The organism is Variovorax sp. Soil_C_12, assembly GCF_057657375.1.
In genome coordinates, this window is sequence record NZ_JBDGIO010000004.1 from 244,783 (window position 1) to 260,968 (window position 16,186).

Genomic DNA, 16,186 nt, shown 5'->3' on the forward strand with positions numbered 1-16,186 from the left:
CAACACCATGCGCGAAGCCGTCATCGTTTCCACCGCCCGCACGCCGCTCACCAAGGCGCACCGCGGCGAGTTCAACATCACGCCCGGGCCCACGCTGGCCGCCTTCGCGGTGCGCGCCGCGGTGGAGCGCTCGGGGCTGGACCCGGCGCAGATCGAGGACGCGATCCTCGGCTGCGGCTACCCCGAGGGCACCACCGGCCGCAACGTGGCGCGCCAGACCATCGTGCGCGCGGGGCTGCCGATCAGCATCGCCGGCACCACGGTCAACCGCTTCTGCGCCTCGGGCCTGCAGGCCATCGCGATGGCGGCGGGCCGGATCGTGGTCGAAGGTGCGCCGGCCATGATCGCGGGCGGCGTGGAGAGCATCTCGCAGATCCGCAGCCGCAGCGCCACCGACAGCGGTGACTCCGGCATGGACCCGTGGATCGTCGAGCACAAGCCCGCGCTCTACCTCTCGATGATCGAGACCGCCGACATCGTGGCCAAGCGCTACAACATCAGCCGCGAGGCGCAGGACCGCTTCTCGGCCGAGAGCCAGCGCAAGACGGAAGAAGCGCAACTCGCCGGCCGCTACAAGGAAGAGATCGTGGCCTGCACCACCACCATGGCGGTGACCGACAAGGAGACCAAGCAGGTCAGCCACAAGGAGGCGACGATCGACGTCGACACCTGCAACCGCCGCGGCACCACCTACGAGGCGCTGGCCAAGCTCGAGCCGGTGATGGGCGCCGGCAAGTTCGTCACCGCCGGCAATGCCTCGCAGCTCTCCGACGGCGCCTCGGCCTGCGTGCTGATGGAAGCCAAGGACGCGGAGCGCGCCAACCTCAAGCCCCTGGGCGCCTTCCGCGGCCTGGCGCTGGCCGGCTGCGAGCCCGACGAGATGGGCATCGGCCCGGTGTTCGCGGTGCCGAAACTGCTGGCGCGCAACGGCCTGAAGGTCGACGATATCGACCTCTGGGAACTCAACGAGGCCTTTGCCTCGCAGTCCATCTACTGCCAGGAGAAGCTCGGCATTCCGTCCGAGCGGCTCAATGTCGACGGCGGCGCGATCTCCATCGGCCACCCCTTCGGCATGACGGGTGCGCGGCTCGCGGGCCACGTGCTGATCGAGGGTCAACGACGCGGCGCGAAGTACGCCGTGGTCACCATGTGCATCGCGGGCGGCATGGGCGCCGCGGGCCTGTTCGAAATCTATTGAAGGAGACCGCTGTCATGGATCTCAACTTCACCCCCGAAGAGCAGGCCTTCCGCGACGAGGTGCGCACCTTCCTCGCCGAGAAGCTGCCCAGGCGCCTCTCCGACAAGGTGGCCACCGGCAAGCATCTCGCCAAGGCCGACATGGAGGAATGGCACGCCATCCTCAACGCGCGCGGCTGGCTCGCGAACCACTGGCCCGAGCGGTACGGCGGCCCGGGTTGGACCGCGGTCGAGAAGTTCATCTTCGAGAACGAATGCGCGCTGGCCCATGCGCCGCGCATCGTGCCCTTCGGCGTGAACATGCTGGGGCCGGTGATGATCAAGTACGGCAACGAGGAGCAGAAGCGCTACTGGCTGCCGCGCATCCTCGACGGCTCGGACTGGTGGTGCCAGGGCTACTCCGAACCGGGCGCCGGCTCGGACCTCGCCTCGGTCAAGACCTCGGCCGTGCGCGGCGTCGATGCAGAGGGCCCGCACTACATCGTCAACGGCCAGAAGACCTGGACCACGCTGGGCCAGCACGCCAACATGATCTTCTGCCTGGTGCGGACCAACCGCGAGGCGAAGAAGCAGGAGGGCATCAGCTTCCTGCTGATCGACATGAAGTCGCCGGGCGTCGAGGTGCGGCCGATCATCACGCTGGACGGCGACCACGAGGTCAACGAAGTCTTCTTCTCCGACGTGCGCGTGCCGGCCGAGAACCTGGTGGGCGAGGAGGACAAGGGCTGGACCTGCGCCAAGTATTTGCTGACCTACGAACGCACCAACATCGCGGGCGTGGGCTTCTCGGTGGCGGCGATGGAGCAGCTCAAGGCCGTTGCGGCGAAGCAGACGAAGAACGGCAAGCCGCTTTCGGAAGACCCCGCGTTTGCGGCGCGCATGGCGCGCGTCGAGATCGACCTGGAGAACATGAAGACCACCAACCTGCGCGTGATCGCAGCGGTGGCCGGCGGCGGCGTGCCGGGGGCCGAGAGCTCGATGCTCAAGATCCGCGGGACCGAGATCCGGCAGGAGATTTCGTCGCTGATCCGGCGCGCGATGGGGCCGTATGCGCGGCCTTACGTCGAAGCGGCGCTGGAGGAAGGCTTCGGCGGCGTTCCCTTCGGCCCGGCCGAGGCGGCGCCTGCGGCAGTCAAGTACTTCAACAACCGCAAGCTGTCGATCTTCGGCGGCTCCAACGAAATCCAGAAGAACATCATCTCCAAGATGATCCTCGGACTCTAAATAGCTCACCCCCATGCTTGCCCACTTCGTGTGGCCGCCACCCCCTTCCGGGGGCAACACCAGCGGCCCGGCAAAGCCGGTTCCGCGGTGTTTCTGGAATCGCCCTTTTTTTGCCGCTCCAATCCATGCGGCGCGCGTTGCACAAGACGCAGAGGAGAGTTGAAATGAATTTCGAACATACCGAAGACCGGCGCATGCTCGCCGACAGCCTCAACCGCTTCATCGCCGAGCAGTACGCCTTCGAGGCGCGCGACCGCATCGCGAAGTCGCAGCAGGGCTTCAGCACCAAGATCTGGGAGCAGTTCGCCGAGCTGGGCGTGATCGGCGCCCTGTTCCGCGAAGAGGATGGCGGCTTCGGCGGCGGCGGCTTCGACCTGGCCGTGGTCTTCGAGGCACTGGGCCGCGGCCTGGTGGTCGAGCCGGTGCTGGGCGCGGTGATGGCCGGCGAAGCCATTGCCGCCGCGGGCAGCGAGGCGCAGAAGGAACAGCTGGCCGGCATCATAGCGGGCAGCACCGTCGCGGCGCTGGCGCACGACGAGCCCGGCACGCATTACGAGCTCGCGCATGTGCAGACCCGCGCCGAGCGCAGCGGCGACGGCTGGCTGCTCAACGGCGCCAAGGCCGTGGTGCCGCAGGGCGAGCAGGCGGACCTGTTCGTGGTCTCGGCCCGCACCGGCGGCGCGGACGACGATGAAGCGGGCATCTCGCTCTTCCTGGTGCCGGCGAAGACCAAGGGCCTGTACGTGCGCGGCTGCCCCGCCATCGACGGCGGCCGCGTGGCCGAAGTTGTGTTCGACGGCCTGAAGCTGGAAGGCGCAGCACTGCTGGGCGGCGAAGGCCAGGGCTATCCGGCGCTGGAGCGCGCCATCGGCCGCGGCCTGCTCGCCCTGTGCGCAGAAAGCCTGGGCGCGATGGAAGCGGCCAAGACAGCGACGCTCGAATACCTGCGCACGCGCAAGCAGTTCGGCCAGCTGATCGGCAGCTTCCAGGCCCTGCAGCACCGCATGGCCGACCTGCTGCTCGAAGTGGAGCAGGCGCGCTCGGCCGTGATCAATGCCGCCGCGGCGATCGACGGCGAGGACCGCGTGGCGCGCGAGCGTGCGCTCTCGGCCGCCAAGGCCAGCATCGGGCGCATCGGCACGCTGGTGGCCGAGGAAAGCATCCAGATGCACGGCGGCATCGGCATGACCTGGGAGCTGCCGCTGGCCCACTATGCGAAGCGTCTGGTGATGATCGACCACCAGCTGGGCGACGAAGACCATCATCTGCAGCGCTTCGCCGCACTCGGCCGCCAAGCCCTCGCCGCCGCGCGCTGAGGTACCGACAATGGGCGATGCGCGCCGCGGGTCAGCCCGACGCGCATCGGCCCACGCAGAACGAGGAGACATGCCCATGAGCACGAGCGAGACACGCGGCACGGCCGCGCCCTTCAGCGCGTCCTTCCCCATCCGCAGCATCGAGGACGTGCGCCGGCTCGAAGCGAAGCCGCTCGCCGAGGCGCTGACGGTGCGCAGCACCTACGAGATCTTTCGCAATTCGGCCGCCGCCTTCGGCGACAAGACGGCCCTGACCTTGCTGCGCAGCGGCGACCCGGCCGACGAGCCGATCCGCTGGTCCTATGCGCAGCTGCTGGCCGGCATCCACCAGACCGCGAACCTGCTGCACAAGCTGGGCATCGGACGCGACGACGCGGTGGCCATCCTGCTGCCGGGCTGCCTCGAGTACCACCTGGCCCTGTGGGGCGGCGGCGCGGCCGGCATTGCACAGCCGCTCAATCCGCTGCTCACCGACGAGAAGCTGGTCTCGCTGATGACGGCCGGCCGCGCCAAGGTGCTGATCGCCTGGGGCGCGGACGACGATGCGGGCATGTGGTCCAAGGCGATGCGCCTGCGCGGCCAGGTGCCCACGCTCACCACCGTGCTGCGCGTGGCGCCGCACGACGAGGCGCCGGGCGCCGCGGGCGCGCTGCCCGAGGGCGTGCTCGACTTCGCCACGGAGCGCGCGCGCGAGCCCGACGACCGCCTGGTGAGCGGCCGCGACATCCAGCCCGCCGACATCGCCGCCCACTTTCACACCGGCGGCACCACCGGCGCGCCCAAGCTGGCGCGCCACAGCCATGGCGCCCAGGTCTTCACCGCCTTCGCCAGCGTGAACATGACCGGCCAGGGGCCCGACGACATCACCATCAACGGCTATCCGCTGTTCCACGTGGCGGGCGTGCTGCCGGCCTCGCTGGCTTCGCTCTCGGCCGGGGTGGAGGTGATCATTCCCACCACCACCCTGCTGCGCAACAAGCAGGTGATGGCGAACTACTGGAAGCTGGTGCAGAAGCACCGCCCGACCTCGCTGTCGGCCGTGCCCACGGTGCTGGCCGCGCTGGCCAACGTGCCGCTAGCTGGCGCCGACATCTCTTCCATCCAATACTGCCGCACCGGCGCCGCGGTGCTGCCGCCGGAGCTGGCCGCACGTTTCGAGCGCCTGTTCGGCCTGCACGTGCACGAGAGCCTGGGCATGACCGAGATGGCCGGCATCTCCACCATCACGCCGCCCGGCGTGATCGGGCCGCCGGGCTGCGTGGGCTTGCGCCTGCCCTGGTCGCAGGTTCGCATCGTGGCGCTGGACGCGCACGGCAATGCGAGCGATCGCGAGCTGCCGCGCGGCGAGCAGGGCATGGTGCTCTTCAAGTCGCCCAACCTGTTCTCCGGCTTCGTCGATCCGGCGGACAACGCGAAGGCCTTCACCGCCGACGGCTGGCTGGCCACCGGCGACCTGGGCTGGCTCGACGCGCAGGAGCGCCTCAACCTCAGCGGGCGCTCCAAGGACCTGATCATTCGCAGCGGCCACAACATCGACCCCAAGACCATCGAGGATGCGCTGGGCGCGCATCCCGCGGTACAGCTGTGCGCCGCCGTGGGCGCGCCCGATGCCTACGCGGGCGAGCTGCCGGTGGCCTTCGCCACGCTGGTGCCGGGCGCGAAGGCGACCGAGGCCGAGCTGCTGGCCTTCACCGCGGAGCGCGTGGACGAGGCGCCGGCCAAGCCCAGGTCGGTGGTGGTGATCGAGCAGATGCCGATGACCAACGTCGGCAAGATCTTCAAGCCCGACCTGCGCGCCCTGGCCGCGCGCCACGTGGCCGAGGCGCTGGTCGAGGAGGCCTGGGCCGACCTCGACCTGCCCGGCGCCGCGCGGCCGACGGTGCAGGCCGAGGGCGAGAAGGCGCTCACGGTGACCATCGACGCTGCCGCGACGGGGCCGGCCGTGCAGGCGCTGCGGGTGCGACTGCAGGACTCGCTCGGGCGCCTGCCGCTCAAGGTGCAGGTGGTCGTGCAGTAGCTGCCGCCCGCCCGATCTTTTCATTCCAAACGGAGACAGCCATGCCCATCCACGACTTCACCCGCCGCCGATGCCTCGCCGCCGCGGCCTCGGCCATCGCCCTGTGCGCCGGCGCGCCCGCGCTCGCCCAGACCTACCCCGCCAAGCCGATCAAGATGGTCGTGCCCTTCGCCGCCGGCGGCGGCACCGACGTGCTGGCGCGCGTCATCGGCGAGAAGCTCGCGGCCAGCATGGGCCAGCCGGTGGTCATCGACAACAAGCCCGGCGCGGCCGGCATCATCGGCACCGACGCGGTGGCCAAGGCCGCGCCCGACGGCTACACCATCGTGATGTCGCTCTCGAACGCGCTGCTGACCAACCAGTTCCTCTACGAGAAGCTGCCCTACCACCCGGAGCGCGACCTGACCCTGGTCTATCAAGTGGCGATGGGCCCGCTGGTGCTGGTGACCCATCCCAGCGTGCCGGCCAGCAACGGCCCCGAGCTCCTGAAGTACGTGGCGGCCAACAAGGGCAAGCTGGCCTACGGCTCCTACGGGCTGGGCGCCTACCCGCACCTGGCCGGCGCGCACATGAGCGCGACGCAGAACGCCGACATGAACCACGTCGCCTACAAGGGTGAGGCGCCGATGATCGCGGACCTGATCGGCGGCCAGATCCAGATGGCCTACGCCAGCTCGCTGCAGGCCAAGCCGCAGATCGAGGCCGGCAAGCTCAAGGCCATCGGCGTGACCGGCGAGCGCCGCCTCTCCTCGCTGCCCAACGTGCCCACGCTGGCCGAGCAGGGGCTGAAGGACGAGGCCTATCTGCTCACCGGCTGGCTGGCCATCGCCGTGCCGGCGAAGACGCCCGGGCCCATCGTCAAGCGTCTGGCCGACGAGATCCGCAAGGCTACGCAGCAGCCCGATGTGCAGCAGAAGGTGGCGGCCATGGGCTTCGAGCTGAAGGACAGCTCGCCGGAGGCCTTCGCCGCCGAGTACAAGAAGGAGCGGCCGGTGTGGGAGCGCCTGATCAAGCAGTCCGGCGCCAAGCTGGAGTGAGGACCGCACGATGAAGACCCGCATCACCGAGCTTCTCGGCATCCGCTACCCCATCATCCAGGGCGGCATGCAATGGGTGGGCCGCGCCGAGCTGGCGGCAGCCGTGTCCAACGCCGGCGGCCTGGGCATCCTGACAGCGCTGACCCAGCAGACGCCCGAGGCGCTGCGCGACGAGATCGCCCGCACGCGGACGATGACGGACCGGCCCTTCGGCGTGAACCTCACGATCCTGCCGGCCGTGAAGCCGCCGCCCTATGCGCAGTACGTGCAGGCCATCCTCGACGGCGGCATCCGCATCGTCGAGACGGCCGGCAACAGCCCGCGCGACTTCATCGACCAGTTCAAGGCGCAGGGCGTGAAGATCGTGCACAAGTGCACCACGGTGCGCCATGCGCTCTCGGCCGAGCGCAACGGCGTGGACGCGGTCTCGATCGACGGCTTCGAATGCGCGGGCCATCCGGGCGAGGACGACGTGCCGGGCCTGGTGCTGCTGCCGATCGCGGCACGCGCGCTGCGCATCCCGATCATCGCCTCGGGCGGCATTGCCGACGGGCGCGGCATGGCGGCGGCGCTGGCGCTGGGCGCCGAGGGCGTGAACATGGGCACGCGCTTCTGCGTTACGCAGGAGGCGCCGATCCACTACAACATCAAGCAGGCGCTGGTGGCGGCCTCGGAGCGCGACACCAAGCTGATGTTCCGCACGATGAAGAACACGGCGCGGGTGTTCCGCAACGCCATCTCGGAAGAGGTGGTGGCCACCGAGAACCGCCCCGGCGGCTGCCAGTTCGAGGACATCCGTCCGCTGGTGGCCGGCGTGCGCGGGCGTGCGGCGCTGGAGGCCGGCGAAGTCAACGGCGGCGTGATCTCGGCCGGGCAGTGCATCGGGCTGATCGACGACGTGCCGACCTGCGCCGAGCTGATCGAGCGCATGGTGCGGGAATGCCGCGAGCACCTGGACCGGGCGCGCGGCTACTTCGATTCGCCCTGATGCGCGCTGCGATTCGCAGCGCGCACCGTCGCGGCCTTACGCGTCGAACAGGTAGGACTGCACGGTCGCGCCGATGCGGCGCACGATCTCCGGCCGCTTGAGCGCGACCACCGGCGGCAGCTTCAGCACATAGCGGCACAGGGCGAAGCCCAGCACCTGGCTGGCGATCAAGCCGGCACGCGCGGCCGCACCGGCGCGCGAGTCGCCGCTCAGGCGCGCGATCAGGGGCGCCATCTGCGACGAGAACAGCGCCTGCATGCGCGCCGCCGCAGCCTCGTTGGTCGACGCGGTGCGCAGCAGCGCCATCAGCGTCTCGTCATCCTCCCACCGATCCAGGAAGTGCGACACCAGCGCGGCGCCCAGCGCATCGCGCGGCACGCCGGCCAGATCCGGCAGGCGCAGGTCGAAATCGGCCGCCGCGGCAAACAGCCCTTCCTTGTTGCCGAAGTAGCGCATGACCATCGCGGGATCGATCTCGGCCGCGTTCGCGACGGCGCGAATGGTGGTGGCCTGGTAGCCCAAGGCCGCGAACTGCGCGCGCGCGGCCGCGAGGATGCACGCCTTGGTCGCGTCGGAGCGCCGGGCGGGGGGGAGGATGGGGTCGGGTTCAGCCATGTCAACAAGTATAGGCCAACAGTTGTTGACAAACGGATCGGTCTTGACCAGAATTGCCAACAAGCGTTGACCAACACTTGTTGACTTTACAGGAGACCCCTCATGTCCGACCCGCGCATCCCCTCTTCTTCCTCCTTCGACACCGACGTGCTGATCGTCGGCGCAGGACCTGCCGGCCTCACGCTGGCGACCGCGCTCGCCGCCCGCGGCGCGAACTTCATGCTGATCGACCGGCAGGCCGAGGGCGCCAACACCTCGCGCGCCGCAGTGGTCCATGCCCACACGCTGGAGGCGCTCGAGCCGCTGCAGGTCGCGGGCCGGCTGGTCGAGCGCGGCGTGCAGGCGCAGCGCTTCACGATCCGCGACCGCGACCGCGTGCTGGTGCCGATCGGCTTCGACCAGCTGCCGACGCGCTATCCCTACACGCTGATGGTTTCGCAGGCGGTCACCGAAAGCGTGCTGCTCGAACGGCTGCGCGAGCTCGGCGGCCAGGTGTTGCGCCCGCGCGTGCTGACCGACCTGCGCCAGGACGCCACCGGCGCCACTGCCACGCTCGACGACGGCCGGCACGTGCGCGCGCGCTACGTGGTGGGCACCGACGGGATGCACAGCACGGTGCGCGAGCAGGCGGGCATCGGCTTTACCGGCGGCAGCTACGGCGAGTCCTTCCTGCTGGCCGACGTTCGCCTGACGGGCGGCGTGCCGCACGACGAGGTGATCCTCTACTTCTCGCCCGCGGGCATGGTCGTGGTGGCGCCCCTTCCGGGCGGTGCGCACCGCATCGTCGCAACGGTGGCGAATGCGCCGGAGCACCCCGACGCCGGCTACCTGCAGGCCCTGCTGGACGCGCGCGGCCCGGCGAGCGAGCGGGCGGTGGTCCGCGAGGTGCTGTGGGGTTCGCGCTTCAGGGTTCATCACCGGCTGGCCGATGCCTACCGCACAGGGCGCGTGCTGCTGGCCGGCGATGCCGCCCATGTGCACAGCCCGGCCGGCGGCCAGGGCATGAACGTCGGCATCGTCGACGCGATCACCCTGGCCGATGCGCTGAGCCAGGCGCTGGCCGGCAACGAAGCCGCACTCGATACCTACGGCACGACGCGGCGCCCCGTTGCGGGCCAGGTGATCGCGCTGGCCGATCGCCTCACGCGCATGGCGACGGCCAGGCCCGCCCTGCGCGCGGCGCGCAACCTTCTGCTGCGCACGCTGTCGCGAGTGCCGATGGTCCGCCGGCAGCTCGCGTGGCGCCTCTCGGGCCTGGTCTACCGATAGGGCCGCAGCAGGTCAGTCGGCGGCCTCTTTGAAGCCCTGCGGACCGGTCTCGAAGACCTCCTGCATCGCCCGCGGCAGCAGCGCTCGCAGCCAGCGCGAGGCCGCATCGTCATGGAAGCGCTCGTGCCAGAACTGCTCGATCAGCAGCTTCGGCAGCCGGATCGGCAGCGGATGCATGCGCACCGCCGCCACGGGCAGCATCAGCTCTGCCAGCGGCCGGGGGATGGTGGCGATCATGTCGCTGGCCGCCACGATGGTCGGCAAGGCGAGGAAGTGCGGCACGCGCGCACCGATGGAATCGAGCAGCCCCATGCGCTGGAGCGCGGCCTCGACCGCGTGGTGCCCGGTGCCCTGGGCCTGGGCCACGGCGTGGCGCTCGCGCGTGAAGTCCTGCAGCTTCATCCGCTCGCGGATGCGCGGGTGCGTGGCGCTGGCGATGCACACGTACTCGCTGCGAAAGAAGGACTTGTGCAGCAGGCTCGCCCGCAGGGCGGGACTGAAGCCGATGGCCACGTCCGCCGCACCGTCGCGCAGCGCGCTGACGACGGATTCGGTGGGCAGCTGGATGGCGCGAAAGCCCACCGCAGGCGCCTCGCGCCGGCACAGGCCGAGGATGCGCGGAAGGATGATCGCCTCGGCGATGTCCGTCATCACGATCGTGAACTCGCGGCGGCTCGACGCGGGGTCGAACTCGCCGCGGATGTCGAGCCCCTGCTCGAGCAGGGCCAGGGCCTGGCTGATGCGGCGCGCGATGGTCTCGGCCAGGGGCGTGGGCATGACGCCGCCGGGGCAGCGCACGAAGATGCGATCGCCGAAATGCGCACGCAGATCGCGCAAGGCATGGCTGACGGTGGGCTGCGAGACACCCAGCGCCTCGGCTGCGCGCGAGACGTTGCGGCACTCCCAGATGGCCCGGAAGACACGAAGCCGGTTGAGGTCGAGTGCCTGCTTATTCATTCAACGAATAGTACAGACTAAACCATTCGCATTGCGTGGCGAGGGGTCTGGAACGAATACTTGCCCCAACGAATCCGGAACCGAGACCATGAACCCCACTCCCCTGCAACAGCACGTCCTCCTGCAGGAAGACGCACGCGAGAGATTCGCGATCCACGTCCATCAGCCGGACCATGCGGACGCGACCCACGCGGTGGTGCTGCTCCCCGCCATCGCTGGCGTGAACGCGTACGTCGCGGCCCGCGCCGCACAGCTCGCGCGCGCCGGCTACCTGGTCGCCGTCGTCGACTACTTCAGCCGCAGCGCATCGCAGCCGGACCTGTCGACGCCCGAGCGCATCGATGCCGCCGTGGCGGCCGTCGATGACCATCGCGTGCTGGCCGACGTCCGCCATGTGCTCGACTGGATCGGCGAGCGCGGCATCGATCGCCGGCACGCAGGCGTGCTGGGCTTCTGCATCGGCGGCAGCTACGCCGTGCTCGCGGCGAGCGAGGCGGACGGCCCTGCCTGCGCGGTCGCGTACTACGGGCAGCTGCGCCGCTCGCGCCCGAAAGCGCTGGACCCCATCGGCGTGGCGGCGCGCCTGCAGGCGCCGCTGCTGGGGCACTTCGGCGACATGGACAGGCTGATCGGCAAGGACGAGTTGGCTGACTTCTCGGCGCTGCTGCGCGAAGCCCAGCGGCACCACGAGATCCACACCTATGCGGGCGCGCCCCATGCGTTCGACGAATGGTTCCGCCCTGCCGTCTTCCGCCCCGTCGCCTCCGCCGAGGCCTGGAGAAGAAGCCTGGTCTTCCTCGACTGGCATCTGCGCGGACGCCTGCTCGACTGACGATTTTTTTTCAACGACCCCCAGGAGACACATTCATGAGCGCACAACTCAACACCGAAGACCACGCCCCGGAAACCACGTCGACCGTCGATCGCACCGACTGGGCGCGGTTCATGACCGATGACGAGTACTACCCCTTCCTCGTCAAGAAGAACCTGCGCGCGGCCATTTGGCGCTGGAACGATCTCCAGCCCCGTCTGGAGCAGGTGCTGCGCGACCCCCTGCGCCGCGCCGACCGCCGCTTCATCGCGCTGGTCAACAGCGACACCGGCGAAGCGGGTGGCGTGTTTCCGTCGATCTTTCTCGGCATCCAGATCTTCGGCCCCGGCGAGCACATCGTCGCGCACCGGCACAACTCCTACGCCCTCTATCACATCATCCAGGGCGAGGGCTATTCGGTGCTGGACGGCCAGCGCTTCGACTGGAAGCGGGGCGACACCTTCGGCTGCCCGCCGATGGCCAGCCACGAGCACATCAACACCGGCAGCGAGCCGGCCATCCAGTACGTCATCCAGGACATGCCGGCGCGCGCGATGGACCGCAACCTGATCTGGGAGGAGCCCATCGGCCGCACCTTCCACATGGTCGAGGGCAAGGCACCGCACCAGGACTGATCGCTGCCTCGTCCTGACACACACACGGAGAACATGATGCCCCCGACCCCTTCTGTCGACGCGGCGACGGCGATCGACCAGGCGCCCTTCGGCCGCGCCCAGAAACGTATCGTCTTCCTCTGCGCCTTGATCGCGATGCTGGACGGCTTCGATACCCAGGTCGTTGCCTTCGTGGCGCCGGTGCTGGCCGCCCAATGGGGCCTGCCGGTCTCGTCCTTCGGCCCGGTGTTCGGCGCCGGCCTGGCCGGGCTGATGCTCGGCGCGCTGGTCTTCGGCCCGGCAGCGGATCGCTTCGGGCGCCGCCGCGTGATCATGGCCACGACCGCGATCTTCGGCGCGTTCACGCTGCTGACGCCCTGGGCGGATTCGCTCACGACGCTGATGATCCTGCGGCTGCTGACGGGCCTGGGCCTGGGCGGCGCCATGCCCAACATCATTGCGCTGACCGCAGAGTACGCACCGGCGCGCTCGCGGGCGACGCTGATCAGCGTGATGTTCTGCGGCTTCCCGCTGGGCGCCGTGCTCGGCGGTTTCCTGGCGGCGCGGATGATCCCCTCGCTCGGATGGGAATCGACCTTCTGGCTGGGCGGCGCGTTGCCTTTGCTGCTGCTCCCGGCGCTCTTCGTCTGGCTGCCCGAGTCGATCCGGCTGCTGGCCGCGCGGCGGACGCCCGACGCCACGCTGCGGGCGCTGCTGGTCCCGATCCTGGGCGCCGAGCGCGCTGCGCACGTGCATTTCAAAAGTAGCGAGGCGCAGCCGCAGAAAGGCATGAGCGTCCTGCAGCTCTTCGGTGGCCGGCGCACCGCGCAGACCCTGCTGCTGTGGGCGGTGTTCTTCATGAACCTGCTGGTGCTGTACTTCCTGGTCAACTGGTTGCCTGCCCTGCTGCGGCAGGCCGGCGTGCCGCTGGACAAGGCCATCGTGTCCACGGCGCTGCTCAATCTCGGCGGCATCGCGGGCGCCTTGATGTTCGCGCGGCTGATCGATCGGCTGGGCCCATACCGGGTGCTCCTCGCCGCGTACGTTGCGGCTGGCCTGGCGACGTTCGCCATCGGCCGCATGACGCAGGCGGAGTTCCCCGCGCTGATGGCGATGGTCTTCGTCGCCGGCTTCTGCGTGATCGGGGCCCAGATCAGCATCAACGCACTGGCCTCCAGCCTCTATGCCACCGAGATTCGCTCGACCGGCGTGGGCTGGGCCCTGGGCGTGGGGCGGGCGGGCTCGGTCGTCGGGCCCGTGGTGGGCGGCATGCTGGTCGGCACCGGCGTGGCCCTGGAATCCCTCTTCGCCGTGGCCGCGCTCCCCGCGTGGATGGCCGCCGTCGCGATCGCGCTGCTGGCTCGCCGGACGATGCGCCGTCGCGAAGCGGTGCCCGATGCGGGCACGCGCCCGGCGGCCGGAGCGCTTGAATGAGCGCCTATGTGCTGCCCCCGCCGCCCGCGACGGCCGTGCCCGTTGCAGGCAGCGGCCTGCTCTTCCCGGTGCGCCGTGTCTACTGCGTCGGACGCAACTACGCGGCGCATGCCCGCGAGATGGGCTTCTCGGACCGCGAGCCGCCCTTCTTCTTCTGCAAGCCCACGGACGCGATCGTCCCCATCCGCGAAGGCACGACGGCCGAGATCCCCTATCCCGCCTGCACCACGGACTTCCAGCACGAGATCGAGCTCGTCGTCGCCATGGGCAGGCGCGGCAGCGACATCCCTGTCCGGGACGCGCTCGATCACGTCTTCGGCTACGCGGTCGGCCTCGACATGACCCGGCGCGACCTCCAGATCCGGATGCGCGAGCAAGGCAGGCCGTGGGAAATCGGAAAGTCCTTCGACGGCTCGGCACTGGTCGGCGAAATCCGGCCTGCCGCCGCCATCGGGCACCCCGAGCGCGCGCGCATCCGGGTCGACGTGGACGGCCAGACACGCCAGGACAGCGACATCGACCAGTTGATCTGGAACGTCGCGGAGACCATCGCGCACCTGTCCGGCTGGTTCGAGCTGCATCCGGGCGACCTCATCTACACGGGAACGCCGGCCGGCGTGGGGCCCGTGCAAGCCGGACAGACGATGGTCGGCGCGGTGGAAGGACTGGGCGAGCTTCGGGTGCACGTCGGTGCCCGGCTGCAGAATCCGACGCCGAGCGGCCGGCCATGAGCACGGAACGCGGCTAAGGAAAGCCCCCATAGGGAAACCGTTATCGATCGTTACGATCGCAGGTTGCCGAATCCCGGCCGCTGCGCCGTTTCCCTGATGTCCTCTCCCCCCGAGTCCGGCCCCACGCTGGACGCCGCCAGCCCTCTTCCCCCCGAGATCGAAGCCGCCGACGAGCCCACCCGCGTGCCCCTGGCCATCGAGGACTGGGCCACGGTGGTCATCATGGGCCTCTTGGCCTGCATCACCTTCGCCAACGTGCTGGTGCGCTACTTCACCGATTCCTCCTTCGCCTGGACCGAGGAGTTCTCGGTGTTCCTGATGATCCTGCTGGCGATGGTCGCGGGCTCGGCCGCGGTGGCGCGCGACCGCCACATCCGCATCGAGTACTTCGCGGAAAGCGGCTCCATGGGCCGGCGCAAGCGGCTCGCGCAGTTCGGCGCGCTGATGGTGGCCGCGCTCTCCTTCCTGATCGCCGCGCTGAGCGTGCGCGTGGTGTGGGACGACTACCGCTTCGAGGAGACCTCGCCGGGCATCGGCGTGCCGCAGTGGTGGTACTCGGTCTGGCTGCCGATCGTCTGCTTCGCGATCGGGCTGCGCGCGGTGGGCCTGTTCATCCGGCGCAGCCGCGAGCGGCGCGCCGAGGGCGCGGGCGAATGATCCCGGCGCTGCTCTTCGCCGCCTTCATCCTGATGATGCTGGTCGGCGTGCCGATCGGCGCGGCGCTGGGCCTCGCGGGCGCGGTCGCCATCGGGCTGGCCAATGCCGATGCCCAGTGGTTCGGCCTGCTGGCGGTGCCGCAGAACTTCTATGCCGGCCTGGGCAAGTACCCGCTGCTGGCAATCCCGATGTTCGTGCTGGTGGGTTCGATCTTCGACCGCTCGGGCGTGGCGCTGCGCCTGGTCAACTTCGCCGTGGCGATCGTCGGGCGCGGGCCCGGCATGCTGCCGCTGGTGGCGATCGTGGTGGCGATGTTCCTCGGCGGCATCTCGGGCTCGGGCCCGGCCAACGCGGCGGCGGTGGGCGCGGTGATGATCGGCGCGATGTCGCGCGCGGGCTATCCGGCCGCCTACTCGGCCAGCGTGGTCGGCGCAGCTGCGGCCACCGACATCCTGATCCCGCCCTCGGTGGCCTTCATCGTCTACTCGGTGCTGGTGCCCGGCGCCTCGGTGCCGGCGCTGTTCGCGGCCGGCATGGTGCCGGGCCTGCTGGCGGGCCTGGCGCTGATCGTTCCGGCCGTGTGGATGGCGCGCCGGCACCGCATGGGCGCGCTCGAGGCCTCGCTGCCGCGCCCGCCCTTCTGGAAGAGTTTCCGCGACGCGATCTGGGGCCTGGCGGCGCCGGTGCTCATTCTCGGCGGCATGCGCGCGGGCTGGTTCACGCCCACCGAGGCGGCGGTGGTCGCGGTGTTCTACGGGCTCTTCGTCGGCATGGCGGTGCATCGCACGATCCGCGTGCGCGACCTGTTCGTGATCCTGCGCGAGTCGGGCGAGCTGTCGGCGGTGATCCTGCTGGTGGTCTCGCTGGCGGGGATCTTTGCCTATTCGCTGTCGACGCTGGGCGTGATCGATCCGGTGACGCGCGCGATCGTGAACTCGGGGCTGGGCGAGTACGGCGTGCTGTCGCTGCTGATCCTGCTGCTGATCACGGTGGGCATGTTCCTCGACGGGGTCTCGATCTTCCTGATCTTCGTGCCGCTCCTGTGGCCGATCGTTCAGCACTACAAGTGGGACCCAGTGTGGTTCGGAGTGATCCTCACGCTCAAGGTGGCGCTGGGACAGTTCACGCCGCCGCTGGCGGTGAACCTGATGGTGTCCTGCCGCATCGCCGGCGTGCGCATGGAAGAGACCGTGCGCTGGGTGGGCTGGATGCTGTTTGCGATGTTCCTCGTGATGGTGGCGGTGATCATCTGGCCGCAGCTGGCGCTGTGGTTGCCGCATGCGCTGGGCTATTGATTTTTTTGCTTCGTTCCAAAGGAG

The 16,186-nt window shown here is 69.7% G+C and carries 15 protein-coding genes; 13 read left to right on the forward strand and 2 right to left on the reverse strand.

Going from position 1 to position 16,186, the window contains the following annotated elements; translation table 11 throughout:
• Window positions 1-7: 7 nt before the first annotated feature.
• The 6 genes from AC3A6X_RS13455 (at window position 8) to AC3A6X_RS13480 (ending at window position 7,779) form a co-directional block, all read left to right on the forward strand.
• Window positions 8-1,198 (forward strand): acetyl-CoA C-acyltransferase, encoded by a 1,191-nt coding sequence (locus AC3A6X_RS13455; RefSeq protein WP_487842639.1) that lies wholly within the window; start codon window positions 8-10, stop codon window positions 1,196-1,198.
• Between the two features lie 14 nt (window positions 1,199-1,212).
• A complete protein-coding gene (locus AC3A6X_RS13460; RefSeq protein WP_487842640.1) occupies window positions 1,213-2,421 on the forward strand; it encodes an acyl-CoA dehydrogenase family protein in 1,209 nt (402 codons plus the stop codon).
• A gap of 164 nt (window positions 2,422-2,585) precedes the next feature.
• A complete protein-coding gene (locus AC3A6X_RS13465; protein WP_487842641.1) occupies window positions 2,586-3,737 on the forward strand; it encodes an acyl-CoA dehydrogenase family protein in 1,152 nt (383 codons plus the stop codon).
• Between the two features lie 76 nt (window positions 3,738-3,813).
• Window positions 3,814-5,754 (forward strand): acyl-CoA synthetase, encoded by a 1,941-nt coding sequence (locus AC3A6X_RS13470; protein WP_487842642.1) that lies wholly within the window; start codon window positions 3,814-3,816, stop codon window positions 5,752-5,754.
• Between the two features lie 41 nt (window positions 5,755-5,795).
• On the forward strand, window positions 5,796-6,791 hold the full coding sequence (locus tag AC3A6X_RS13475) for a Bug family tripartite tricarboxylate transporter substrate binding protein (RefSeq protein WP_487842643.1): 996 nt from the start codon (window positions 5,796-5,798) through the stop codon (window positions 6,789-6,791).
• 10 nt (window positions 6,792-6,801) lie between these two features.
• Complete coding sequence (locus AC3A6X_RS13480) at window positions 6,802-7,779, forward strand: NAD(P)H-dependent flavin oxidoreductase (protein ID WP_487842644.1); 978 nt, start codon at window positions 6,802-6,804, stop codon at window positions 7,777-7,779.
• A 36-nt stretch (window positions 7,780-7,815) separates the two neighbouring features.
• Here the strand turns inward: AC3A6X_RS13480 and AC3A6X_RS13485 are convergent, their stop codons facing one another.
• Window positions 7,816-8,394 carry a TetR/AcrR family transcriptional regulator gene (locus AC3A6X_RS13485; RefSeq protein ID WP_487842645.1) on the reverse strand — a complete coding sequence of 193 codons (579 nt, stop codon included), beginning with the start codon at window positions 8,392-8,394 and terminating at the stop codon, window positions 7,816-7,818.
• 102 nt (window positions 8,395-8,496) lie between these two features.
• On the opposite strand from AC3A6X_RS13485, the gene AC3A6X_RS13490 reads away from it, so the two are divergent.
• Complete coding sequence (locus tag AC3A6X_RS13490; RefSeq protein ID WP_487842646.1) at window positions 8,497-9,663, forward strand: FAD-dependent oxidoreductase; 1,167 nt, start codon at window positions 8,497-8,499, stop codon at window positions 9,661-9,663.
• A 12-nt stretch (window positions 9,664-9,675) separates the two neighbouring features.
• Here AC3A6X_RS13490 and AC3A6X_RS13495 read toward each other — a convergent pair whose 3' ends face one another.
• Window positions 9,676-10,620, reverse strand: coding sequence for a LysR family transcriptional regulator (locus AC3A6X_RS13495; protein WP_487842647.1), 945 nt, complete (start codon window positions 10,618-10,620; stop codon window positions 9,676-9,678).
• A gap of 88 nt (window positions 10,621-10,708) precedes the next feature.
• Between AC3A6X_RS13495 and AC3A6X_RS13500 the strand changes: the two genes are divergently transcribed.
• The 6 genes from AC3A6X_RS13500 to AC3A6X_RS13525 all read left to right on the forward strand — a co-directional run bounded on the left by AC3A6X_RS13500 (window position 10,709) and on the right by AC3A6X_RS13525 (window position 16,162).
• Window positions 10,709-11,452, forward strand: a complete 744-nt coding sequence (locus AC3A6X_RS13500) for a dienelactone hydrolase family protein (protein ID WP_487842648.1) — start codon at window positions 10,709-10,711, stop codon at window positions 11,450-11,452.
• Window positions 11,453-11,487: 35 nt separating this feature from the next.
• Window positions 11,488-12,066: a cupin domain-containing protein gene (locus AC3A6X_RS13505; RefSeq protein WP_487842649.1), complete on the forward strand. Its 579-nt coding sequence runs from the start codon at window positions 11,488-11,490 to the stop codon at window positions 12,064-12,066.
• Between the two features lie 36 nt (window positions 12,067-12,102).
• A complete protein-coding gene (locus tag AC3A6X_RS13510) occupies window positions 12,103-13,479 on the forward strand; it encodes an MFS transporter (RefSeq protein ID WP_487842650.1) in 1,377 nt (458 codons plus the stop codon).
• Window positions 13,476-14,210: a fumarylacetoacetate hydrolase family protein gene (locus AC3A6X_RS13515; protein WP_487842651.1), complete on the forward strand. Its 735-nt coding sequence runs from the start codon at window positions 13,476-13,478 to the stop codon at window positions 14,208-14,210. The genes AC3A6X_RS13510 and AC3A6X_RS13515 overlap by 4 nt, the downstream gene beginning before the upstream one ends.
• Before the next feature lie 96 nt (window positions 14,211-14,306).
• Complete coding sequence (locus AC3A6X_RS13520) at window positions 14,307-14,867, forward strand: TRAP transporter small permease (protein WP_487842652.1); 561 nt, start codon at window positions 14,307-14,309, stop codon at window positions 14,865-14,867.
• Window positions 14,864-16,162, forward strand: coding sequence for a TRAP transporter large permease (locus AC3A6X_RS13525; protein ID WP_487842653.1), 1,299 nt, complete (start codon window positions 14,864-14,866; stop codon window positions 16,160-16,162). Before AC3A6X_RS13520 ends, AC3A6X_RS13525 begins: the two co-directional genes overlap by 4 nt.
• The last annotated feature ends 24 nt before the right edge of the window (window positions 16,163-16,186 follow it).